Raw genomic sequence first — 23,453 nt, forward strand, 5'->3', positions numbered from 1 at the left:
AAAGCAGCAATGTCGCGGCCTGTGCTTCGAGGCTCCGCCCTGCGGGCTGCGCACCTCAGCATGAGGAAGGTTGGAGGATGCCGCGCCTCAACGACGCCGTCGCGCCGCCGTTCAACAAAGCCTTGAACGACGACGCGGCCGGAGCCCTCGCCCCTGCGTCAGGTCTTCATGCCGGTCAGCTCAGGAAACGGGTAGTAGCGCAGCCGCTTGTCGCGGCAGCGATCGTCATTCACCGTCGCGCCTAATATTTTGCCATCCGTAAAGGAGACGCCGAGGTAGGCCCAGTCTCCCCAGCCGCGCTTGGGCACCAAACGGACGCAGTAAGCATAGATCTTTTTCTCAGGTTCAAGCACCACCAGGCTGGAAATGCGGGCCCATACGACTTCTCCTGCTTCGTGCCGATAACTTCTCTTGAACACGATATTGATGAAGTTCTGCCGGACGTCATTCGAGGGAGGATGCTGGGAATCTGCAACGGATTGCGACACGGGGGCGTTGCAGCCGGCCAGCATCAGCAGAGCGGCACAAGCAAGGACTGTTATTCTCATTCAGTTGAATCCCCAAAGAATCGGAACGCGGCGACGCTGCGCATTTCCTACAAACACAGCGGGAATAATATTTGCAATACATGAAAGGAATACTGTTGGTGCTGCGGAATACCGGGCCGCGTGAAGCCTGGATGTAGCCGGCGTCGCTCCTTCTATGCTGGAGGATTCACAACCGCGGCTTCTGCCACGTCTTCATCATCATTGATCGACACGCCGGCTTCCAGCGCGGCCAGGATGAAAGCCTGCCGCACCGTCTCGGCCGGCATCCGCCCGGCAAGCCAGGCGCGGCAGAAATCGATCGCCCTTTGCTGGTGGACGCCGCCATTGACCGGCCAGTCGGAGACGAGTGCATAAAGCGCATCCTGCGGTGAGCGAAGAACCAGCCGTTCGCCGGAATCAAGGTCGATCGAGATGGGGTTTTCCCAAAAGGCAGAATGATCGCTAATGGCAGTTGTACCTGAAGCTTAAGTCACAGGAAACTAACTGCGGAAGGCCGATTTCGGTTCCGATACGAGGGTGCGGACGATCGCTGCGCGGCATTTCACGAATGTCGTCGGTCTTTGGGCGAAGAAACGACGGGTGGCGAATGGATATTGAAAGCGGGATCGCCGGCCAACGCCTCACTTTTGGCCGGGCCGATCTCGATGGTTACCGCCCCCGGCTGTCAGCTGGGCAGCTTGCAGCCCTTGCTCAGTCCAGCGGATTGCATGGCAGAAACCTTGCCTTTGGACGCGGCAATTTCCCCTTCCTTGTCTCCCCCGGCGACGCTTCCGATGGGGACGCCGACGAGGAAAACACCGAAAGCATCGCCGTTCGCTGCGCTGATCTGCTGCTTGGACAGGTCGTCGAGTTTGGCCTTCTCTTTCTTATGTTCCACTGCGAGCGCCTCGCAACTGAGGTTCGTATAGGCGGCCATCGGAATATCGACCTGGACGATGGCGTCAGGACGTTTGGCGCAGCTGGCCACTGCCGCGGCGGCCGCGAATGCAATGATTATTTTGTTCATGAATGGTCCCCAATTCCCGCAGCAGCTGTAACATCGGCGCGCGCAATGCGGGAGGCGGCAGAGCCTTCAACCACAGACTTTTATTTATCGACACTTTCCATTTCGGCTTGGCATTGCTGGCGATGCCCCCATTGATATCCGGAGTTTGCATGATAGCCGGCACGCCTACCGCCCCGTTAGTTTCCGCGCTTGACCTCCGCGCACGGCCTCTACCTAAAAGCCCGACTGCTATGCAAAGGAGGCTCCGGTGTCGGTACCCATTGAGGACTACGCGCTCATCGGCGATTGCGAAACCGCCGCACTCGTCTCGAAGAACGGCTCGATCGACTGGCTCTGTTTTCCGCGCTTCGATTCTCCCGCCTGTTTTGCCGCCCTGCTCGGCGCCGGGGATAACGGCTTCTGGTCGCTGTCACCGTCAGGTGAAAATGTCCGCGTCACGCGCCGCTACCGCAACGACACGCTCATTCTCGAAACCGAGTTTCAGACCGAGACCGGCACCGCCGTTCTCATCGACTTCATGCCGCTTCGCGATGGCACGAGCGATCTGATGCGCATCGTCGAGGGCAAGAGCGGCACTGTCGCCTTCGATATGGAGCTCAACCTTCGCTTCGACTACGGCCGAACCGTTCCCTGGGTCACGCATGGCGAGGATGGCGGCATCACCGCCATTGCCGGCCCGGACAGGCTAACCCTGAATTGCGCCGTCCCACTCGAAGGCCGCGGCCTGAGCACGGTCGGCTCCTTCCAGGTTGCCGCTGGCGAGAGCCAGATCTTCACCCTGACCTGGTCCCCCTCGCATATGCCGCAGCCGGCTCAGCGGCAGGTGGAATATGCGCTGCCGGACACGGAGGAATTCTGGCAATCCTTTGCCGCGACCTGCCCGAAAGTGGGCCGGTGGACGGAACAGGTCAAACGCTCGCTCATCACGCTCAAGGCACTGACCTACATGCCGACGGGCGGCATCGTCGCCGCGGCGACAACCTCCCTGCCGGAAAAGATCGGCGGGCCGCGCAACTGGGACTACCGCTATTGCTGGCTGCGCGACGCGACGCTGACCCTGCTCGCCCTGATGAAACTCGGCTATTACGAGGAAGCCAGTGCCTGGCGCCGCTGGCTGTTGCGCGCGGTCGCCGGCGCCCCGGCGCAGATGCAGATCATGTATGGCGTCGCGGGCGAGCGCAATCTGCTGGAATGGCAGGTTCCCTGGCTGAGTGGCTACGAGGGCTCGACACCCGTACGCATCGGCAATGCCGCTGCCGAACAGGTGCAGCTCGACGTCTATGGCGAGGTGGCCGACGCCATGCTGCAGGCCCGCAAGGGCGGGCTTCCGCCGCATCACCGCGAACGCGAACTGGCGGCGGCCATTCTGCCCTTTCTCGAAAAAATCTGGGTGGAGCCCGATGAAGGCATCTGGGAGGTGCGCGGCCAGCGCCAGCATTTCACCTATTCGAAGGTCATGGCCTGGGTGGCCTTCGACCGCGCCGTCCAGATTGCCGAGGCGGACGGCGAGCCCGAGGCCGCCGCACGTTGGCGCACGCTCGCAGATCACATCCATGCCGAGGTTTGCGAGAAGGCTTTCGATCCCGAACTCGGCTGTTTCGTGCAGGCCTACGGCTCCAAGGCGCTTGATGCCAGCCTGCTGCATCTCGGCATGGTCGGCTTCATCCCGCCTGATGATCCGCGCTATGTCGCGACAGTCGAGGCGATCGAGCGCAGGCTGCTGCGCGATGGCCTGCTGCTGCGCTACGAGACGCAGGAGGTGGACGACGGCCTGCCGCCAGGCGAAGGCGCGTTCCTCGCCTGCAGCTTCTGGCTCGTCGACGCCCTCGGCATGATCGGCCGCCGCGACGATGCGCTGCGCCTGTTCGAGCGGCTGCTTTCTATCTGCAACGATGTCGGGCTTCTGGCGGAAGAATATGATCCCGCCGCCCGCCGCATGCTCGGCAACTTCCCGCAGGCCTTCAGCCATGTCGGGTTGATCAACAGTGCGTTGAACCTCGCGCGGCTGGAGGGGCCGGCGGACCAGCGTTCGGCTTGATGAGTGTAGAACCGCTGAAGAAAGCCCCCTCCCCAACCCCTCCCCACAGGTGGGAGGGGCTAATCCGGCGGCACCGCCTTGCCTCTTCCGAAACGTTGAGGATTTGGAAAGCCGGCGCGGCAGGTTAAGCCCCTCCCACTTGTGGGGGTCCGAAGGACGGGTCGAGACCCGTGGCTCGACCCCGGCATCCTACAGGATGGGTTTGGGGCGGGGTCTTTTAGTATCACGCGACCGAGAGACTATTCAAAAATCCGAACGATTCATTCGTTTCCCTTTTGTACTCTTTCCCTCTTCCCTTTCGCGCTGACTCTCTCCATATTCCCGCCATGGCCAGATCTCCGAAGAAATCCCCCGCCCCGAATGGCTTCGAGGAAGCCCCTCAATCGTCCTTCGAGGGCGCACCGCTCTCCGGCTCCGTCGCCGATTGGGTGAAGCAGCTGGAGGCCGATGCCGAGGCCTCGGGCGTCGAGACCCAGCGCCAGATCGCCTCCAAGGCCGGCAAACACCGCAAGAAGGTGGAGATCGCCGCCTCGAAATCGGCGCGCGGCACCTCCATGGGCGGCTCGACCGATCCGAAGACGCGCGCGGCCGCCGGCCTCAATCCCGTCTCCGGCATGGATACGACGCTGGAGGAGGCCTCGTCGCTGCAGGCCGGCACGGCCGTCACCGCCACGGTCGAGGCGCTGTCGGCGCTGATCGAGAGCGGCAATCCGCTGCACAAGAACGGCAAGATCTGGACGCCGCACCGCCCTGCCCGGCCCGACAAATCCGAAGGCGGCATCGCCATTCGCATGCAGTCGGATTACGAGCCGGCCGGCGACCAGCCGACCGCGATCCGCGATCTCGTCGAGGGGCTGGAGAATGGCGACCGCAGCCAGGTGCTGCTCGGCGTCACCGGCTCCGGCAAGACCTTCACCATGGCCAAGGTGATCGAGGCGACGCAGCGCCCGGCCGTCATCCTGGCGCCGAACAAGACGCTGGCCGCCCAGCTCTATTCCGAATTCAAGAATTTCTTCCCCGACAATGCGGTGGAATATTTCGTTTCCTACTATGATTATTACCAGCCGGAAGCCTATGTGCCGCGTTCCGACACCTATATCGAGAAAGAATCCTCGATCAACGAGCAGATCGACCGCATGCGCCACTCGGCAACGCGCTCGCTGCTCGAACGCGACGACTGCATCATCGTCGCCTCGGTTTCCTGCATCTATGGTATCGGCTCGGTCGAAACCTATACGGCGATGACCTTCCAGATGTCGGTCGGCGACCGGCTCGATCAGCGTCAGCTGCTCGCCGACCTCGTCGCCCAGCAATACAAGCGCCGCGACATGGATTTCACCCGCGGTTCCTTCCGCGTGCGCGGCGACACGATCGAACTCTTCCCCGCCCACTTGGAAGATGCCGCCTGGCGCATCTCGATGTTCGGCGACGAGATCGACGCGATCACCGAGTTCGACCCGCTCACCGGCCAGAAGGTCGGCGACCTGAAATCGGTGAAGATCTACGCCAATTCGCACTATGTCACCCCGCGCCCGACGCTGAACGGCGCCATCAAGTCGATCAAGGAGGAGCTCAGGCTTCGCCTCGCCGAGTTGGAGAAGGCCGGCCGCCTGCTGGAGGCCCAGCGCCTGGAGCAGCGCACCCGCTATGATATCGAAATGCTCGAGGCCACAGGCTCCTGCCAGGGCATCGAGAACTATTCGCGTTACCTCACCGGCCGCGACCCCGGCGACCCGCCGCCGACGCTGTTCGAATACATCCCCGACAACGCCCTCGTCTTCATCGACGAAAGCCATGTCACCGTGCCGCAGATCGGCGGCATGTACCGGGGCGACTTCAGGCGCAAGGCGACGCTGGCCGAATACGGCTTCCGCCTGCCCTCCTGCATGGACAACCGGCCGCTGCGCTTCGAGGAATGGGACGCCATGCGCCCCGACACCATCGCTGTTTCGGCCACCCCCGGCGGCTGGGAGATGGAGCAATCGGGCGGCGTCTTCGCCGAACAGGTGATCCGCCCGACCGGCCTGATCGACCCGCCGGTCGAGGTCCGCTCGGCCCGCAGCCAGGTCGACGACGTGCTCGGCGAGATCCGCGAGACCGCGGCCAAGGGCTACCGCACCCTCTGCACCGTGCTGACCAAGCGCATGGCCGAGGACCTGACCGAATATCTGCATGAGCAGGGCGTCCGCGTCCGCTACATGCACTCCGACATCGACACGCTGGAGCGTATCGAGATCCTGCGCGATCTCCGCCTCGGCGCCTTCGATGTGCTCGTCGGCATCAACCTTTTGCGCGAGGGCCTCGACATTCCCGAATGCGGCCTCGTCGCCATCCTCGACGCCGACAAGGAAGGCTTCCTGCGTTCGGAAACCTCGCTGATCCAGACGATCGGCCGCGCCGCGCGTAACGTCGACGGCAAGGTCATCCTCTATGCCGACCAGGTCACCGGCTCGATGAAGCGGGCGATGGAGGAAACCAGCCGCCGCCGCGAAAAGCAGATGATCTATAACCAGGAACACGGCATCACCCCGGAATCGGTCAAGGCCAGGATCAACGACATCCTCGACTCCGTCTACGAACGCGACCACGTCCGCGCCGATATCTCGGGCGCCTCGGGCAAGGGCTTCGCCGATGGCGGCAACCTTGTCGGTAACAACCTGCAGACCCATCTCAACGCCCTCGAAAAAAGCATGCGCGACGCCGCCGCCGACCTCGACTTCGAAAAAGCCGCCCGCCTCCGCGACGAAATCAAACGCCTCAAAGCCGTGGAACTCGCCGCCATGGACGACCCGATGGCGCGCGAGGAAGCAAAGGCGATGGAAGGCGTCATACGGAGCGCCAAAGCGACCCGCGAGTCCCTTCTCCCCGCCGGGGGTCCGGAGGACGGGTCGAGACAAGCGGCTCGACCCCGGTCGGTGCCCGGCAGGGCGGATGAGGGGGCCACACCCTCCTACTTCTCAAGACCCAGCCTCGACGACATGGGCCCAGGCACCGATGCCACCACCCCCCTCTTCCGCAAACCCCATCTCGACGACATGGGCCGCGACATCGCCGAACCCGCCAAGAAAACCCTCTTCCGCAAGAACGACCTCGACGAAATGACCGTCGGCCGAACGGAAAAACCGGTCATCGGCGCACTGCCGGAAAAGCCGGAAGCCGCCAAGAGCACGAAGCGGTTTTCACCGCTGCTTGAAGGGCAGCCGGAGCGCGACGACGTGCGGCCGGTCGTGCGCGGGAAGACGGGTGTGGGGAGTTATGAGGACCAGGGCGAGCAGAAGCGCAAGGGCCGGACGAAGGGGAAGACTGGGCGGCCGGGGCGGTGAGGTTGCCCCTCGTAGCGGAACTGATCCAAAATCTGGCGCAAGACGCCATCTCCTAAAATGGCTCATTTGGAAACAACTCGCTCCGATGCTCCGGAATGAACGACACTGTTGCGTTGGCTTAAAGGCAATCAATCTGCGATTGGCATTCAAGAAACTCCCCCGTGTCAATCACACATGCAGCTATCTGAACCAAAAAAAGAACTCAGGTCAGTTGGCTAGGTTGACAGATTACGGGACATATTTATCGCTCTTATCTCGATTGCAATCGAAGCAAGTGAGACGAATATTGTGCTCCTCAGAGCTACCTCCTTTCGAGACCGGGATGATGTGATCGAACTCGACTTCGTCATCCCTAAGGTGCTTGCCGCAATGCTGGCACGTATAGTAGTCTCGCCTAACTATTCTTATACGCGTGGCGAAAGGGATGCTGTGCCTTCCAAACTTTCTTTGTTCGTTGGTCTCGGTTATTGCTTCGGCAACAAAGAAAACAGGACAGATATGGCCAAATATATTACATCTTGAATCTTCAAAAATTTCTGGAATCGTCTCTGGGTGAGAAGCAGAATCGTATTCTGCAATTACCTTCTTAAACCAAGCCAAACGCGCCGGCTCCAGTGGCTGTCTATAATCGTATTTTCTATCCTTGATTGCATTTCGGTATTCGCTCCGAATTCTGGATACCTCCTTTTTAATCTTGGCCCAAAATTCTGGGGTGTGGTCACGTTCATTCGTAGAGGGATGCTCTTGCTCAAATGAAACTCTGTATTCTTGAATGGATGGCAACGGTCCGCCTAGCCAATTTGCTATTTTGGCCTCGTCACTATCAAGTTGGGAAGCCGTCTCCAATGCAGCATCCCGCTGCAACCTGTTTATCGCTTGAGCAACCAAGAGGTCTTCGTCGTTTAACCATGCCTTGTATTCAGCCACGTCATCGTCATCTAGCTCGCTTATGGAACCGACAAGGCCAGTCTCAATACATTCCTTGAAATAGCGGATCTGCTCCTCTGAATCAGATCGCACAACTGGCAACAATGGGGATTGCTCAACGAAGGGACCATACGGACAATATTTAAGCTCCCAGCATGGCTTACATACCCTGCGCGTCCTAGATTTCCAGTCCTTGATGACATTGCCATCACTATCGTTGACGTCGTAACCAAGCGCCTCCTTTATAGTTGGATGAATTACTACGCTCTTTCGTGCAGCCACAGATTGCTCCCCGACTAATTGAAATGATTCAATGACTGGCATATTTCCCGCTATAGTGGAAGCCGCGAAGTCTCCTTGACCTTCTGAACTCAATTCCACCCATGGGGATATGCAGTTCGATGAACGGCACTTGCAATGGCTGAATACCTTGGAACGCCACTGCAAAAAATATGGGGGCAGGTTTAGGTTATATCAGGACACGCGCCAGGGCCCGTCACGTCATCCAAAACACCGCGAGCGTGAGGGAACGAGCCGTCACCAATGCCAGAACTCCGCATCGACCCCTTCCCCTCCGCCGCCGAATTCAACGCCCTCTGGTCCGCCGCCTGGGGCGCCCCCGCCCCGCGTGACTTCGCCGCCATCCTCTCCCGCAGCCTCACCCATATCGGCGCCTACCACGACAACCAGCTTACCGGCTTCGTCAACGTCGCCTGGGATGGCGGCATTCATGCCTTCATCCTCGACACGTCAGTTCACCCTGACATGCGCCGGCAGGGGATCGCGACGCGGCTGGTCAGGGAAGCGACGCGGGTTGCGCGGGAGCGGGGTGCAGAGTGGCTGCATGTCGATTTCGAGCCGCATCTGACCGGCCTCTACCGCGCCTGCGGCTTCAGACCCACGGAAGCAGGCCTCATCAAGCTCGTGTGACACCTCCCGCGCGGAAAGCCGGACAAGTCGAAGCTAGCACCAACCTACGATAGCAACGGGGATGGTCGCGCGGCGCGGCACCACCGAAGAACCCACTGAAAACACAATTTTCGCGAGAGCATCTCACTCAAAAATGAAAGGTAATACTATTTAGGAGACCAAAATATCGCATTGAGTTCTCAAATTAAAACTCGTTTCCCCAGCATTTCATCCTTAGTTTTTCATTAAAAAAGCAATCAAAAGACACAATTTTGCATTGAAAACTTAATCGGAGATTGGCATAGATCACCGAGGGGTTGTCGTCCGCCGAGCAATAAAACAGTTCTTTCGGGGATGTCTCATATTGCCGAGTACAACGCATCTTTTGGGGAAAGATATATATGGCCTTGAATATTCTGGACACGAACGGCGCCACGCTTACCAGGACCGGCGCTGAGTTCGAAGCGTACGACGTTATCCGCCACTCTGAAGCCACTCCCCTCGCCGCCGTCACTCTGGTCGTCTCCGATTCCGGCGTGGCAGATCTGGCCGACGAACTGGGCTCGGTTTCCGCAAACGTGACGGGCTCGAGCGGTGACAACACGATCACGACGGGCGCAGGCAATGACACCATCTCGGGTGGTGACGGTGCAGACACGCTAAGCGGTGGCGTTGGCGACGATCTGATCAAAGGCGAAGCTGGCGACGACGTGCTGAATGGCGGCGACGGCAACGACAAGCTCTTCGGCGGCGCCGGCAATGACGTCATCAAGGGTGGTGCCGGCGACGATTTGATTGTCGATGAAGGTTCTACGACCGGCGTCTTCAATATCGATGCCGGTGAGGGCAAGGACACCGTGTTATTGTCACAGATGCCTGGCAGCACGCCCTCCGGTAAAGTCGATGGCGGTATCGGTGTCGACACGCTGCAAGCCACCAATTTGACCGGCCTGACGATCAAAAGCTTCGAAATCCTCGACACGCAAGGATTGGAAGTTACCGGATCGTCCGCGCAGTTCGAAAGCTTCGAGAAGATTATCACCCCCAACCTCGGTCCCGGCTTCACTCCTACGATCACCTTGCGATTGACGGACAGCGCTCATGTCGATCTCTCGCAGGAGATCGGACCCAGCGTGGTCTACATCTCTCCTGACAAGGACACCACCAGTATCGACGTCACCACCGGCGGTACCAGGGACCACCTCACCGGGCTCAGCGGAAATGACATCCTGGACGGAGGCGCCGGCGACGACGTCATCGACGGCAATGCAGGAAATGACCGGTTGACCGGCGGAGCTGGCAACGACACCATCGACGGCGGCAACGGAAACGACGTGATCAGGGGCGGCGTCGGCAACGACAAGATCATGGATGGCCAAATTTCCAATGGCATTAGCTCCGAAGCCTTCGACATCGATGCCGGCGATGGCAATGACACCGTGATCTTGCAGAGCTATGACAGCATCGCCGATTCCGGAACCGTCGATGGCGGTGCCGGCACCGACAAGCTGCAAGCCGGTCTTCTGACTGGCCTGACGATCAAGAACTTCGAAATCCTTGATACGGGAACATGGGCTATCGGCTCGGCGGCGCAGTTCGAAAGCTTCGACAAGATCACAAACACGGACAATCCGGCCAATATCATCCTCATGCAATTGACGGACAGCGCCCATCTCGATCTTTCCGACGAGCTGGGAAGCCGTAAGGTCCAAATCATCGGCATTGGCTCCAGCATGGACGTGACGACGGGTGGCGGCGACGACCGTCTGGGCGGTACCGCTGGCAACGACACTTTAGACGGCGGAGACGGCAATGACTCGCTATCCGGCGGTCTCGGCAATGACATCATCAAGGGTGGCGCAGGTGACGACAGTATTGGCGATAGTGGGGAAATCTTCAATATCGATGCCGGAAGTGGCAACGATACCGTGGGTTTGGGTTCGGGCCTCTTCAGCCAGATGTCAGGAACAGTCGACGGCGGCGACGGCATCGACACGCTAAGAGCAACTGATATGACGGGCCTGACGATCAAGAACTTTGAAATCCTCGACGTGTCGGTGGGCGAGACTAGAGGATCGTCCGCTCAGTTCGAAAGCTTCGACAAGATCATCAGCTCGACCGGTGCGACCGAGCAGTTTCCCATCTCCTTGAGATTGACGGACGGTGGCCATCTCGATCTTTCCGACGAACTGGCAAACAATTCGGTCACCATCGGCAGCACCGGCTCCGGTATCGACGTCAAGACCGGCGGCGGCAACGACCATCTATACGGTGCCGCTGGCAATGACATTCTAGACGGCGGCATTGGCAACGACACGATCTATGGTAATGGCGGCAATGACAAGCTGACCGGCGGCGCGGGCAACGACGCGATCTTCGACGGCGACAATGTTTCCACCACCCCCGAGACCTTCAATATCGACGCCGGCGACGGCAATGATGCCATCACCTTGCGGACACACTCTTCCTCGATTTCCGGAGTGATCGACGGTGGCGCCGGCATTGACACGCTGCGTGTCATCGAGCCGACGTTAGGCACCGGCATGGAATATATCGGGCTTGCCGGCCTGACGATTAAGAACGTCGAAATACTTGAAACGGCGGGAGCCGAGGTTCTTGCTTCGGCCGCGCAGTTCGAAAGCTTCGACAAGATCGTCAAATACGAAATGCCGGGCTATGAGAACGACGTCCTCGCACTGACTTTAACCGACAGCGCCCATGCCGACCTCTCCGACGAACTGGCAAACCGCCACGTCGACATCTTCGGCACCGCCTTCGGCATCGACGTCAAGACCGGCGGCGGCGACGACTATTTCTACGGAACCGGCGGCAATGACAAATTCGAAGGCGGCGCCGGCAACGACGTGCTTTTGGGCGGTGCGGGCATCGATACGGCGGTCTTCTCAGGCAATTTCGCCAAATACTCCTTCGCGTTGAACAATGGCAGCCACATCCTGACGAGCGCCCTGGAGGGCAAGGATACGCTGACCGACGTTGAATTCGCCCGCTTTGCCGACGGCGTCTACGATTTCGCCAAGGGAAAGTTCACGCCCGACGGTAGCAACAGCGCTCCCACCAATATCCAGCTTTCGAAAACCTCCCTGTTGGAGAGCACCCCGATCTGGACCACGGTCGGCCTGCTCAGCGCCAAGGACGCCGACGGCGATGCCCTCACCTACACGCTGATCAACGGCGCGGACGATCACTTCCGGCTCAATGGCAATCGCATCGTCACCTCGAAGGCGCTGGACTACGAGACGGACAAGTCGCACACGATCAAGATCGCTGTTTCCGACGGCAAGGTCACGGTCGAAAAGGACATCACGATCAACGTCCTCGACGTCAACGAGACGCCGGTCAACAAGGCCCCGACCAACCTCACCTTCTCGCGCAGCTCGGTCTCCGAGAATATCGCGAACGGCACCTCGGTCGGCCTTCTCACGGCCGTCGATCCTGAAGGCGACACGGTGAAATGGCGGCTGACGGACGATGCTGACGGCATCTTCAAGCTCGTCGGCAACAAGATCCAGACGAAGGCGGCGATCGACTACGAAAGCACCCACAGCCTGACCTTCACCGCGGAAGCCTATGACGCGGCCGGAAACGTCACCAGCCACGATTTCACGCTGGCCGTGAAGGACGTCTTCGAGCCGTCGTTTGCGCTGTCGCATGAGGCATTGATCTAGGCCACGGCTGGATTGCCTGCGACGCAGAGTTGCTCGGAACAAGGCGCCGCCACGAATCTCTTCTCCCCAGCGGGGAGAGCGACTGTCTTGTTTGTCAAGCGTTTTGCCATGGTCGTCCGTCCCTTATGATGGCGTTGAGGATGGTGAGCAGCTTGCGCATGGTTGCGACGGTGGCGACGATCTTGGGCTTGCCGGCCGCGACCAGCCTGTCGCGGAAGGCCTTGAGGTCAGGGTTGTATCGGCTGGCGACGAGGGCGGCCATGAATAGGACGGCGCGTACCTTGCCGCGGCCGCCGCCGATGAAGCTCTTGCCTTTCCATTTTCCCGACTGCCGCGTCCATGGGGCAAGACCAGCCAGCGAGGCGATCTGGCGTCGGTCGAGGCTGCCGAGCTCGGGCAGTTCGGCCAGCAGCGTGCGCGCTGTTGTCGCTCCGACACCCGGCACCGAGGTCAACAGCGCCTCGCGCACCCGCCAGACCGGCGACTTGCGGATATGGCTGTCGAGATCGGCATCGAGGCTTTCGAGCTCGCGCCGCAAGGCTTTCAGCAGGCGCTTGATGCTTTCCTGCGCCTGCTTTGCCAGCGCCATGCGCAACCGGTTCTCCTCGGCCACGACCATCTGCACGATCTGGAGCCGGCGAGCCACAAGCTCGGAAAGCGCCTGTGTCTCGGCATCGCGCAACGGCCGGATCTCGGGCTTCGTCGCCAAAACGAAGGCGGCGATGACGGCGGCATCGATCGGATCGGTCTTGGCCCTGCGGCCGATCGCATGGGCATAGGCGCGCACTTGCGCCGGATTGACGACGAGCACCGTCAATCCGGCTGCGGACAATCCGGCAACCGCCAGCATCTCGAAGCCGCCGGTCGCTTCCAGCGCAATCGCATCAACACCAATGCCTTTGAGCCGCTCGACCAGTTCATCGATGCCGGCATGGTCGTTGCCGACGGCAAAGACCTCTTCTTGCGGCAGGATCGCAACATCCAGGCGCTCTTTCGAAACGTCGATCCCAACAACAATCTCCATCTGATCCCATACTTGCCTAATCGGGCTTTGCTTTCGCAAGCGGCCCTGGCGACTGTTCGGGTTCAATGGAACGGCGGACGGAGACCCAGGCTCTCCCACGGGCTTGGTGTCCCAAAGGTGCATCGGTCTTCCATCCGCCACCGCAACAGGCATTACAGCGCCAGGAGCGGATAAAGGGAAGTTACAAAGGTGGCGGCAGCCGGATGAGCATCTGTGTTTGGTGTCAAGGTGGATTTGGTGTCCAGATACGGTTTTTAGTGATGAGGGTATTTGCGAGCACGATGAGCTTTCGCATGACGGCGACGAGGACGACCTTATTGGGTTTCCCGGCCTTCTTTAGTCTTTCGGCGAAGTGCGCGAGGTCCGGGTTGTGACGGGAGGCGGACAGGGCGGCCATGTAAATGGCGTTCCTGGGTGCGGGGCGTCCGCCCCTGATGGAGCGATGTCCGGCTCGCTCGCCACTTTCGCAGGCGAGCGGCGCAAGGCCAGCCAGCATGGCGGCCTGCTTGCCGGAGCAAGCGCCAAGTTCGCAAAGGCCAGCGATCAGGCTTGCGGCGGTGACGGCTCCGATGCCGGGAATGGAGATGAGGATGTCGAGGCGGCGGCGCATCTCGGGCTCGGCGCCGATGCTGCGCTCGATCTCGACGTCCAGTCTTGCGATATGGGTGTCGAGCGCGGCAAGCCGGCGCGTCAGTTCCTTGCGCAGGAAGGCGGTCACGGCCGTCTTCATCCGGTTTGACAGGGCGGTGCGTTCACCGTTGGCCGCAGATCGGGCATTGACCAGTTCCTGCAGGGCTTCCAGCGCTTGGTCCTGCGGGGGGTCTGTGCGGGCTTGAGGGCTTCTCCCATGATGGCCAAAAGCCGCGCATCGAGCCGATCGGTCTTGGCGAGAAAGCCGCAAGCTTTGGCAAACAGCCGGGCGCGCAACGGATCGACGACCGACACGTAAAAGCCATCGGCATGCAGAGAACGCTGAACGGCGCGATGCCACTTGCCGGTCGCTTCCATGACGATGTGCAGCGTCGAGCGCGGCATCTGGTCAAGCGCATCGAGCTCCCGCTTGAGGCGGCGCATACCGGCCGTGTCATTGGTCACCCGAAAACTGCGGCCGAGAGGATGCAAATGAATGTCCAGCCACTCTTTACAGACATCAATACCGACATAAACTGTCGCCATCGCGGTGCGTTCGGACGATACCTTGCCTTGCATACGGGACCTGCTCCCCACTATCTGTTCAGGACAAACGCGAAGGACGGGCGGACCAGGCTCATCCCCGGTTCAAGCCAAGGGGGTTACGGTCCCGCCCGTCCGACCCCTGGGGGATGGCCATCCCCCAGGGGTCGCACCCATCATCAAACAATGAATGCAGTTTGAACATGCAAGGGGGTGAGTGGCAAAGCCGCGAATGCCCTGAGCATAGGCGAAGAGCAATAGATCAACAATCAGGGTGTGCCGTGCGGCCCCCTCATCCGCCCCTTCGGGCCACCTTCTCCCCACTGGGGAGAAGAGGGAGTTCGGGCCAAGCCCCCCCTCCAAAAATGCCGCTCCACCTCCGCGCCCGATTCCGCTATGATTCACCGCTCATCCGAGGAGAGTTCGCATGCGCCTGCCCACATTCATCCTCGCCCTCGCCGTCTCGGCGCTCGCAGCCCTGCCTGCATCGGCGCAGACTTACAAGACGCCGAAGGCGCTGCTCAAGGCGCTCTACAGCTACGACACCGACAACAGCGACGCCGAGGCACCCTCGCCCTATTCGACGTTTTTCTCCGACCACCTGAACGAGCTCCTTCAGACCGATCTCGACAACACGCCGGAGGGCGATGTCGGCGCAATCGACTTCGATCCCGTCATCGCGGGTCAGGATGGCGCGGCCAGCGACGTCAGGATCGGCCAACCGATCCTGCTGGATGACAAGGCCGAGGTGGAGGTGGAGTTCGAAAACGGCGAAGAAGTGACGCTCTTCTACACCCTGGTCCGCGAACACGGCGGCTGGAAGGTCGACGACATCGCCAACCAGAAGGGTGATAAACCCTGGAGCCTGAGCGGGTTGCTGGGGGATGCACAGTAGGTGGGAAGCCGTTGGGGTCTAGCCTACGACGAGGATGGAGCGGACAATTGCACTAGCGGTAGAATAAAAGCCGCAGGCGCCAAAGAGAGCCCTCATGGTGAGGAGGCCCAAGGGGCCGTCTCGAACCACGAGGGCGGGCGTGGAAGCTCCTCCCACTGCATTCCACAAAGCCCCCTATGAAGGCAATGGCGCCGGTGGCCGCCCCCGTCCTTCGAGGCTTCGCCCCTGCGGGCTACGCACCTCAGGATGAGGGCGGAGCAAAGACGGCGCGAGGAACACTGGAGAGCAGACTCTGCGATCCTCTTCACCATGAAGACTGATCGGTGTGACCGCCGCCCCGACCGCCCACGAAATCCCTGCCCGGCTATCGAATCCGCCCGCCATCCCGTTTCGGCACGGAATCCCGCTATGGCACAGCCGTGCAAGGATCTGGTAACCCTTAGTCAAGTATCTGAATCTTCGGCATTTCCCGACATCGATGCGGGCATGCCACAATAATCCCGCTTGCTTTTTGCCCGAAATGCTGGCACGAATTGACTTACTCGGGCATTTGCATGCCGGTGACTGGACTGATGTGGTAATCCCTTCCGTTTGGAAGGCGGCGCGGGAATACCCGCCTACGTAGACGTTCTTTCCCCGTACGTGACTTCTCCGACTGACCCTTCGTCCCAATCGATCGGGGCGAAAGCTAAAGCCGTCCGCTTCCTCTCGGGGGCGCGGATACTACACAGACTAAGGGAAAAGGACGATCCCAATGGCCACCAAGGGCACCGTAAAATTCTTCAACCAGGACAAGGGTTTTGGTTTCATCACGCCGGATGGCGGCGCAAAGGACGTTTTCGTCCATATCTCTGCGCTGCAGGCTTCTGGCATTCAGTCGCTGCGCGAGGGCCAGCAGGTTACCTTCGACACCGAGCCGGACCGCATGGGCAAGGGCCCGAAGGCTGTCAACATCTCGGCTTCGTAAGTCAGACTTCCGCTCACGCGGCATGAACGGCGCTCCGCAAGGGGCGCTGTTTCTGTTTGTGCGCGCCACTGGTTTGTCGATCGCATCGGCAAGTGTTATATGCGCGTTTTATGGATGATCCCGCCCCATGCGGCTGCGACGGCGCCGTGAGACGGTACCGCGGGAACAAGGAACAATGGAACGTCGATGACTGAGAAGAGGCCGATTTTCGCCGTGGCCCCGATGATCGACTGGACGGATCGGCATTGCCGCTATTTCCACCGGCAGATCAGCCACGAGGCGCTGCTCTATACCGAGATGGTGGTGGCCGATGCGATCATCCACGGCCCACGCGACCGGCTGCTCGGTCATGACGCCGCCGAGCATCCGCTGGCGCTGCAGCTCGGCGGATCGGACCCGGCAAAGCTTGCCGAGGCGGTGAAAATCGCCGAACCCTACCTCTATGACGAGATCAACCTCAATGTCGGCTGCCCCTCCGACCGCGTGCAGTCTGGCACCTTCGGCGCCTGCCTGATGCTGACGCCGGAAACGGTGGCCGAATGCATCGCGGCGATGAAGAGGGTTGCAACCGTGCCGGTGACGGTGAAATGCCGGATCGGCGTCGACGAGCAGGAGCCGGAACAGGCGCTGCCCGAGCTGATCACCCGCGTTCTCGATGCCGGCGCCGACGCGATCTGGATCCATGCCCGCAAGGCCTGGCTGAAGGGCCTGAGCCCCAAGGAAAATCGCGAGATACCGCCGCTCGACTATGAGATCGTCTATCGGATGAAACAACGCTGGCCTGACGTTTTCATCGGCATCAATGGCGGCATCCGCACGCTCGACGAGGCCGCCGTTCATCTCGACCATGTCGATGGCGTCATGCTTGGCCGCGCCGCCTATCAGAATGCCGCAATCCTTGCCAACATCGACCAGCGCTTCTTTGGTGCGCCTGCGGCCGAACCGGATTGGGAGGCCCTGCGTGACCGGATGATGGTCTATGCCGAACGCCACATCGCCAGCGGCGGCCGGCTGCAGCACGTGGCGCGCCACATGGTCGGCCTCTTTACCGGCCTGCCCGGCGCACGGCGCTATCGCCAGATCCTCTCGACCGATGCGGCAAAAACCGGCGCCGGGCCGGAGGTGCTGGCAGCAGCCTTTGCGGCGGTGGATTTCTCAGGGACGGAGCAGGAGGCAGTCAGCGCCTGACCTCAGGTGATGTCTTGTCATGGCGCCGAAGCGCGGCGTCACGAGCGGGCCATCGGCAGCAAGATCTTCTTCTCGATCCGGCCCGCCACCGAAAACACCAGGATTTCCGTATCCCTGCCGATCCTGCTGCCATCCATCAGTCGGACAATATCGTCGACGCCGCCGACCGGGCTGCCGTCAATGGCGAGGATATAATCGCCTTCCTGCAGCCCTCCCTTCGCCGCCGGCCCATCGGCTTCGACGCGCCGGATGCGAACGGAGGTCGTTTGTACCGTGCCAGCGGCGAGTGCCACCCGGCGCGGCAGCACGATCGTATCGCCTGCTATGCCGATGAAGGCACGTCTGACCTGGCCATAGCGGAGAATTTCCGAAACCACGAAATTGGCCGTATTCGACGCCACGGCAAAGGCGATGCTCTGCGCGCCCTGGATGACGGCCGTGTTGACGCCGATGACCTCTCCGCCTGACGACACCAACGGCCCGCCCGAGTTGCCGGGATTGAGCGCCGCATCGGTCTGGATGACATCTTCCATCAGCCGGCCGCTTGCCGCCCGCATCGATCGGCCGAGCGCCGAGACGATACCGGCGGTAACCGTCCATTCGAAGCCGAGCGGGTTTCCGATCGCGATTGCGATATGGCCCCTGCGCAGGCGCTGGGAATCTCCGAGCTTCGCCCAGGCGCCGGTGCTTGTATTGGCGCGAATGACAGCGATATCGGTATCCACATCGCGGCCGAGCACCCGGCCCTCGGTAACGAAGCCGTCAGGTGTGGTGATGCGAACGACCTTGGCGTCGTCGACGACGTGATTGTTGGTGATGATCAGACCGTCAGGCGAGACGGCGAAGCCCGACCCGTGCCCTTGCCGGCCGCCCACCCTCTCGATCCGGCTGACTGCCGGCCCGACGATGTCGACTGCTGCTGCGATCGATTGCGAATAGGCATCGATCAGCGCCCCGTCATTCTGAGGCGCGATGTCCTTATCCATATAACCCATGATTTGATCCTCAGACGGCAATAACGGCCGTCCCGCCGCCGGCAAAGCGGTCGCGATTGCGACCGTTCGCCATTGTGCTGTTGTGTGAGGATTAGATGGTTGGGCATAAACCCGCGTTCAAGTGAACCCCGGCGGCGGTCTGCAATGCGCGCAACGCAGAGGACGCCAACACACCTACCCGGACAGATATATTGAACTATCCGGACAGATATCTTGAACGAACGGCAAAAAATTGGCTCATTGCAGACATTCGTCCCTCAAACCAGCTGCCTTCGCTACGCCATGACGAACCTGCCTGAGGTGACCAACAGGCCGATATACCGGGGATCAAAAGAATGTTCGCAGCACGAAGCAGCCAGGCGAGGATCGCCAAATCTCCCTTCCCGTCATGCGAGATGGACGGGTGCTGTGTGCCCATCTCGCGGAGACATGCAAACTTCTGTCATATCAATAGAATAGAAAGAGCTATTCAATAAGCACATCAGCATATTCAGAGCCGACTTATCCCTCAGGCGCGACCTCTTGCCCCAAGCCTCCGGCGCAACGGCGCTCGTGGCCTTGCCAATTCTGCCGGCAACGGCGCAAACTTCTGACCGCATGAATCCAATCCAAACAACGGAGCCAAAAGATGAGCACAGTCACAACCAAGGACGGCGTCGAGATCTTCTACAAGGATTGGGGGCCGAAGACTGCCCAGCCGATCATGTTCCATCACGGCTGGCCGCTATGCTCCGACGACTGGGACGCCCAGATGCTGTTCTTCCTCGAGAAGGGCTACCGCGTCGTCGCTCATGATCGGCGCGGCCACGGCCGCTCCACCCAGGTGGGTGACGGTCATGATATGGACCATTACGCCGCCGATGCCGCAGCCGTCGTCGAGCATCTCGATCTCAGGAACACCGTCCATGTCGGCCACTCCACCGGCGGCGGCGAAGCGACCCATTATGTCGCCCGCCATGGCCAGCCGCAGGGCCGTGTCGCCAAACTCGTCATCATCGGCGCCGTGCCGCCGATCATGGTGAAGACGGAAGCCAATCCCGGTGGCCTGCCGATCGAAGTCTTCGATGGCCTGCGCAAGCAGCTCGCCGACAATCGCGCACAGTTCTATCACGACCTGCCGGCCGGTCCGTTCTACAGCTTCAACCGGCCGGGCGCGAAGGTCCTGGAACCGGTCATCAACAATTGGTGGCGCCAGGGCATGATCGGCGGCGCCAAGGCGCATTACGACGGCATCAAGGCCTTTTCGGAAACCGACTTCACCGAAGACCTGAAAATCATCACCGTGCCGACCTTCGTCATGCACGGCGACGACGACCAGATCGTGCCGATCGCCGACTCCGCCCTGCTCTCGGCCAAGCTGCTGCAGAATGCCACGCTGAAGGTCTACGAGAAATTCCCGCACGGCATGTGCACCACCCATGCCGACATCATCAACCCCGACATCCTCGCCTTCATCAAGGGCTGAGCCGCAATGTTGCCGGGCGCCGACGAGGCGCCCGGTTGCTGGTATGGCTGCCATTCCATACGCCGGCTCGCCGAAGCACGTCGATCGATTGACAGCCAGTTATGCATTTTCCCATGAAACCGTTTTCGCAGATTTGCGTTTAGCGGCCATGAAAAGAGAACGTGAACCCTCATCAAAGGCTTACCGGCAGGATCGTTTCGAAAACACCGAGCGAGCCGCCAAGGAAACCATCGAGGCGGAGCAGCGGGCCCGCCGGGAAAAAACCAAGCGGCTGAAAGAACTGCGTCTGTCGCAGCAAGGCGCCAAGGACCCAGCAATCAAGTAGCACGTGCACGCTATCCATCAGGCCGATACACGGATCGGTCTCATATCCATGCCCGGACGCCCTCGCCCGCATCTTCCCGTGCGTGCCCCGAATTGTTTTTGAATTTCGGACCTTCGCCCGTCTTGCAGAGCAAAGATCGCGAAATTATCTTTTTTTTACGAAAGCGATTCACGGCATCCAAAAAGGGCAGATTGCGATGTCAGACAAGCTGTTCAGCACGCGTGACGAACCGCTCGCCTCCGAGGACCTCGATGTGTGCAGGCGTGTCCACGAAGCTCTCTGTAGTGAGCTAAAGATCGACAGATCAAGCAACGAGGCCGACCGTCTGGGCGCCCTCATCATCGAGCTTTACCGCCAGGGTGTGCATGACGAAAGCCAACTCCGATTGCTGGCCGGCGGAAGGTGAGCCTGATAGAGCGCGAGCCAGATCCGGATCAACCCACGAAAATATCCGGCGTATTATTCTGAGGCTTCACGACAGTGCTCGATCGGCCACATCTTGTCAGCGCGGATGGAAACGGCGTCATACGATCGCTAGGATCGCGCTCTTGAAGCGCTTTAGGACCGATCAGTTCCTACCGTCCGGCAGCGGTGTACAGCCCTGCTATGTTAGCGAAAGCGCACATACACCGCCTCTTTCTATCCCAAAATGAAACCTATTCCCTTCCCCCGCGTTATCCCCTCGATACATCCGTTTACCTAAGGTGAGTGAAATGAAAAGATTCGCCATTATTGCCCTGTCGATAGCGACGGCCTTCTCCGGAATGCCGGCCTCGGCGGGTCCGGCTTTCGTGCCGAGCCCGGTGCAATCGGCGCAGCCGGCGCCTCAAAGCGCCGATGCCCGCATCATGACCGTTGGCTGCAATAATTTCACCAACTGCCCGGGTCAGTTCGGCAATAATCGCAGGTGGTATCGCAACCGCCACCACTATCGCGACCGGGACTACTACCGCGACGACCGCTATGGCTGGGATCGGCGCTATAACCACCGGTATCACGACCACGACAACACCGGCGCTATCATCGGCGGTTTGGCGGCCGGCGCGCTCCTCGGCGGCATCATCGCTTCCCAGCCGCGCACGAGTGCCTATAGCTCGCACGCCGACTATTGCTATAGCCGCTACCGGTCATACCGCGCCTATGACAATACCTACCAGCCGAATTACGGCCCGCGCCGTCAGTGCCAGTAATCCGGCCCGTCCATCGGAGCAAGCCTCGCATGAAGATGCGGGGCTTTTTTGATGGCCGAAAGCCCGTTGCACGGCTGCCAATCGCCGGTTGGTCGTGCTTGTCTGCGCGGCCAAGATTGGCGGTAAGCGACACGAAACTGGGTGCGACATGACATCTGGAGATCCAGCAAAGCCTGCCGGCCGCGTCGTCCTGCTTCCGCCGGATCTGGAAAACCTGTCGGGCTTCGAAGCGGCGCTCGCCGCCGGCTGGTCTCCCGATCCGCGCCGCGCGGGCGACGAAAACTATGTTCGCGGTGAGCTTCAGCGGCTGCGCCAGGACCGGGCGAAGTTCCTCGACGATCTCATTCCTGATGGCAGACGGCACGCCGGATCCGGATGGCCACCTCTGACCACCCGTCTGTTCTGGATCTGGGACGGCGAATTCTGCGGCAGCATCAGCCTGCGTTTTCAAGCTGGCACCGAAGAGCTGCCGCAGGAAGTCTCGGGCCATGTCGGGTATTCCGTCGTGCCGTGGAAACAGCGCAACGGCCACGCGACCGCTGCGTTGAGACTGCTGTTGGCACTGGCGGCGAAGGAAGGTCTCGACCGCCTCGTCATCCTCTGCAACGAGGATAATGATGCCTCGCGGCGGGTGATCGAACGCAATGGCGGCGAATTGTTCATGCGCGGCCCGCATCCCTCCGACAGGCCCGATCAGATCAAACTGTATTTCTGGGTGCGGCCCGGAACCGCCGGCTGACGTGAATCGCGACGGATTTCCAGACGGACGGAGCACAAGCCTTGCCCGCCTTTGCTCCGTCCGTCCCGTCAGCCTGGGGCTGGCTGAGTGCTGGTCGCGTAGCGGCTGCCGCCGCCGCCGCGCATCGTCTCTCAATAGGTCGCGGCCGGTTTCGGCTTCTTCTCGGTCCATTGCGGCGGCGCGCCGTATTTGGCGGCTACCGCTCCCATCAGTCCGGGCGGCCGGCCGAAAGCGTCGCAGGCTGCGTATTTCGGTTTTCCGCCGAGCCAGGATTTCATCCGCTGCCCTGACGGCAGCGAGATATCCAGTCCTTTCGGCTCCTTGCCTTTGATCAGCATGCTGGAAAACTCGCTGCTGAATTTCGAAGCCAGGCTATAGGCGTCGCCGACTTCGGAAACGCGGGGGTTGTTTTGCAGCGAGTTTGCCCCGCGCGACCAGACGATCGCCGCCCGCTGCACGCCACCGCTGTCGACGGCCTCCGCCTCGACCGCCAATCCGCCGAGGCCGGCCGGCAGCCGGGGCACGCCGACCGGCAGCATGAAACCGGTGCCGACGGTCACGACGGTCGAAACACCAGCCATCGCCTTATTGGTCGGCACAATGTCGGTGACGACGGAGCGGATCGTCAGATCCGCCGGCTGGCCGGCAGAGACCAGTTGGTATTTGTCGCTGAGCGAAATGCAGAGCGCCCGGTCCAGAGCGTTCGCCACCATCACGCGGTCGGCGTCCGATTTGACGCGGGTCGCGGCGCTGAAGGCGAAGGTCGTCGGCACGATGCTGACCGTCTTTGCCGGGCCAAGGCGCGTCCCATCGACATAGACGCGCGATTTCGACAGCTTGCCCTTCGGCGCACCGAGATTATCGTAGGAAGAAAGCGTGCCGGCCTCCTTCAGCGGCACCGAGCTGCAACCGGCCGCGGCCATGGCGAGCGCCAGCGGCAGAGCGAGCGACAAGCCTCTCGAGGCCCGTGGGAAGGAAAATAGGAATGGATTGCTGCGCACGCTGTCTGGCCTCCGTCGCCGATAGCGCATAACCCCGAAAATCGTAATCGATTT

General features: G+C 60.8%; 19 protein-coding genes and 1 pseudogene. 12 read left to right on the plus strand and 8 right to left on the minus strand.

Translation table 11 applies throughout. The features are described 5' to 3' along the window. Nucleotides 1-158: 158 nt before the first annotated feature. The 3 genes from J3P73_RS15095 to J3P73_RS15105 all read right to left on the minus strand — a co-directional run bounded on the left by J3P73_RS15095 (nt 159) and on the right by J3P73_RS15105 (nt 1,554). A complete protein-coding gene (locus tag J3P73_RS15095; RefSeq protein WP_130692060.1) occupies nt 159-548 on the minus strand; it encodes a hypothetical protein in 390 nt (129 codons plus the stop codon). A 152-nt stretch (nt 549-700) separates the two neighbouring features. Beyond that, on the minus strand, nt 701-994 hold the full coding sequence (locus J3P73_RS15100; RefSeq protein WP_318026074.1) for a DUF982 domain-containing protein: 294 nt from the start codon (nt 992-994) through the stop codon (nt 701-703). Nucleotides 995-1,212: 218 nt separating this feature from the next. Beyond that, nucleotides 1,213-1,554, minus strand: coding sequence for a hypothetical protein (locus J3P73_RS15105; protein WP_018074466.1), 342 nt, complete (start codon nt 1,552-1,554; stop codon nt 1,213-1,215). A gap of 247 nt (nt 1,555-1,801) precedes the next feature. Between J3P73_RS15105 and J3P73_RS15110 the strand changes: the two genes are divergently transcribed. Continuing rightward, complete coding sequence (locus tag J3P73_RS15110; RefSeq protein ID WP_130692064.1) at nt 1,802-3,592, plus strand: glycoside hydrolase family 15 protein; 1,791 nt, start codon at nt 1,802-1,804, stop codon at nt 3,590-3,592. A gap of 326 nt (nt 3,593-3,918) precedes the next feature. Then, a complete protein-coding gene (gene uvrB, locus J3P73_RS15115) occupies nt 3,919-6,915 on the plus strand; it encodes an excinuclease ABC subunit UvrB (RefSeq protein WP_130692066.1) in 2,997 nt (998 codons plus the stop codon). A 228-nt stretch (nt 6,916-7,143) separates the two neighbouring features. Here the strand turns inward: uvrB and J3P73_RS15120 are convergent, their stop codons facing one another. Continuing rightward, the gene (locus J3P73_RS15120; protein WP_165418120.1) at nt 7,144-8,124 is read right to left on the minus strand and encodes an HNH endonuclease; all 981 of its coding nucleotides are present in this window, start codon (nt 8,122-8,124) and stop codon (nt 7,144-7,146) included. A 261-nt stretch (nt 8,125-8,385) separates the two neighbouring features. Between J3P73_RS15120 and J3P73_RS15125 the strand changes: the two genes are divergently transcribed. Both J3P73_RS15125 and J3P73_RS15130 read left to right on the plus strand, forming a co-directional pair. Then, nucleotides 8,386-8,772, plus strand: coding sequence for a GNAT family N-acetyltransferase (locus J3P73_RS15125; protein WP_130692070.1), 387 nt, complete (start codon nt 8,386-8,388; stop codon nt 8,770-8,772). A 380-nt stretch (nt 8,773-9,152) separates the two neighbouring features. Next, the gene (locus J3P73_RS15130; RefSeq protein ID WP_130692072.1) at nt 9,153-12,437 is read left to right on the plus strand and encodes a metal-binding protein; all 3,285 of its coding nucleotides are present in this window, start codon (nt 9,153-9,155) and stop codon (nt 12,435-12,437) included. 94 nt (nt 12,438-12,531) lie between these two features. Here the strand turns inward: J3P73_RS15130 and J3P73_RS15135 are convergent, their stop codons facing one another. After that, nucleotides 12,532-13,461 (minus strand): IS110 family RNA-guided transposase, encoded by a 930-nt coding sequence (locus J3P73_RS15135; RefSeq protein ID WP_207579655.1) that lies wholly within the window; start codon nt 13,459-13,461, stop codon nt 12,532-12,534. 223 nt (nt 13,462-13,684) lie between these two features. Further along, nucleotides 13,685-14,670: pseudogene (locus J3P73_RS15140) on the minus strand (IS110 family transposase). 391 nt (nt 14,671-15,061) lie between these two features. On the opposite strand from J3P73_RS15140, the gene J3P73_RS15145 reads away from it, so the two are divergent. The 3 genes from J3P73_RS15145 to dusA all read left to right on the plus strand — a co-directional run bounded on the left by J3P73_RS15145 (nt 15,062) and on the right by dusA (nt 17,684). Further along, nucleotides 15,062-15,529, plus strand: a complete 468-nt coding sequence (locus J3P73_RS15145; RefSeq protein ID WP_130697735.1) for a DUF3828 domain-containing protein — start codon at nt 15,062-15,064, stop codon at nt 15,527-15,529. Nucleotides 15,530-16,283: 754 nt separating this feature from the next. After that, on the plus strand, nt 16,284-16,496 hold the full coding sequence (locus J3P73_RS15150) for a cold-shock protein (RefSeq protein WP_003540801.1): 213 nt from the start codon (nt 16,284-16,286) through the stop codon (nt 16,494-16,496). Between the two features lie 186 nt (nt 16,497-16,682). Next, the gene (dusA, locus tag J3P73_RS15155; RefSeq protein ID WP_130692076.1) at nt 16,683-17,684 is read left to right on the plus strand and encodes a tRNA dihydrouridine(20/20a) synthase DusA; all 1,002 of its coding nucleotides are present in this window, start codon (nt 16,683-16,685) and stop codon (nt 17,682-17,684) included. 38 nt (nt 17,685-17,722) lie between these two features. Here dusA and J3P73_RS15160 read toward each other — a convergent pair whose 3' ends face one another. Continuing rightward, a complete protein-coding gene (locus J3P73_RS15160; RefSeq protein ID WP_130692078.1) occupies nt 17,723-18,679 on the minus strand; it encodes a S1C family serine protease in 957 nt (318 codons plus the stop codon). Nucleotides 18,680-19,307: 628 nt separating this feature from the next. Between J3P73_RS15160 and J3P73_RS15165 the strand changes: the two genes are divergently transcribed. From J3P73_RS15165 to J3P73_RS15185, 5 genes are all read left to right on the plus strand, one after another. Then, nucleotides 19,308-20,144 (plus strand): alpha/beta fold hydrolase, encoded by an 837-nt coding sequence (locus J3P73_RS15165; protein WP_018074457.1) that lies wholly within the window; start codon nt 19,308-19,310, stop codon nt 20,142-20,144. 43 nt (nt 20,145-20,187) lie between these two features. After that, nucleotides 20,188-20,469, plus strand: a complete 282-nt coding sequence (locus J3P73_RS15170) for a hypothetical protein (protein ID WP_130672754.1) — start codon at nt 20,188-20,190, stop codon at nt 20,467-20,469. 196 nt (nt 20,470-20,665) lie between these two features. After that, nucleotides 20,666-20,875 carry a hypothetical protein gene (locus tag J3P73_RS15175; protein ID WP_130692080.1) on the plus strand — a complete coding sequence of 70 codons (210 nt, stop codon included), beginning with the start codon at nt 20,666-20,668 and terminating at the stop codon, nt 20,873-20,875. Between the two features lie 307 nt (nt 20,876-21,182). After that, nucleotides 21,183-21,659 (plus strand): BA14K family protein, encoded by a 477-nt coding sequence (locus J3P73_RS15180; protein WP_130692082.1) that lies wholly within the window; start codon nt 21,183-21,185, stop codon nt 21,657-21,659. Between the two features lie 148 nt (nt 21,660-21,807). Further along, nucleotides 21,808-22,398 (plus strand): GNAT family N-acetyltransferase, encoded by a 591-nt coding sequence (locus tag J3P73_RS15185; protein ID WP_130692084.1) that lies wholly within the window; start codon nt 21,808-21,810, stop codon nt 22,396-22,398. A gap of 131 nt (nt 22,399-22,529) precedes the next feature. Here J3P73_RS15185 and J3P73_RS15190 read toward each other — a convergent pair whose 3' ends face one another. Next, on the minus strand, nt 22,530-23,429 hold the full coding sequence (locus J3P73_RS15190; RefSeq protein WP_130692086.1) for a DUF3313 domain-containing protein: 900 nt from the start codon (nt 23,427-23,429) through the stop codon (nt 22,530-22,532). Between the last annotated feature and the right edge of the window lie 24 nt (nt 23,430-23,453).

The organism is Rhizobium ruizarguesonis (genome assembly GCF_017357285.1).
Taxonomy (GTDB): domain Bacteria; phylum Pseudomonadota; class Alphaproteobacteria; order Rhizobiales; family Rhizobiaceae; genus Rhizobium; species Rhizobium ruizarguesonis.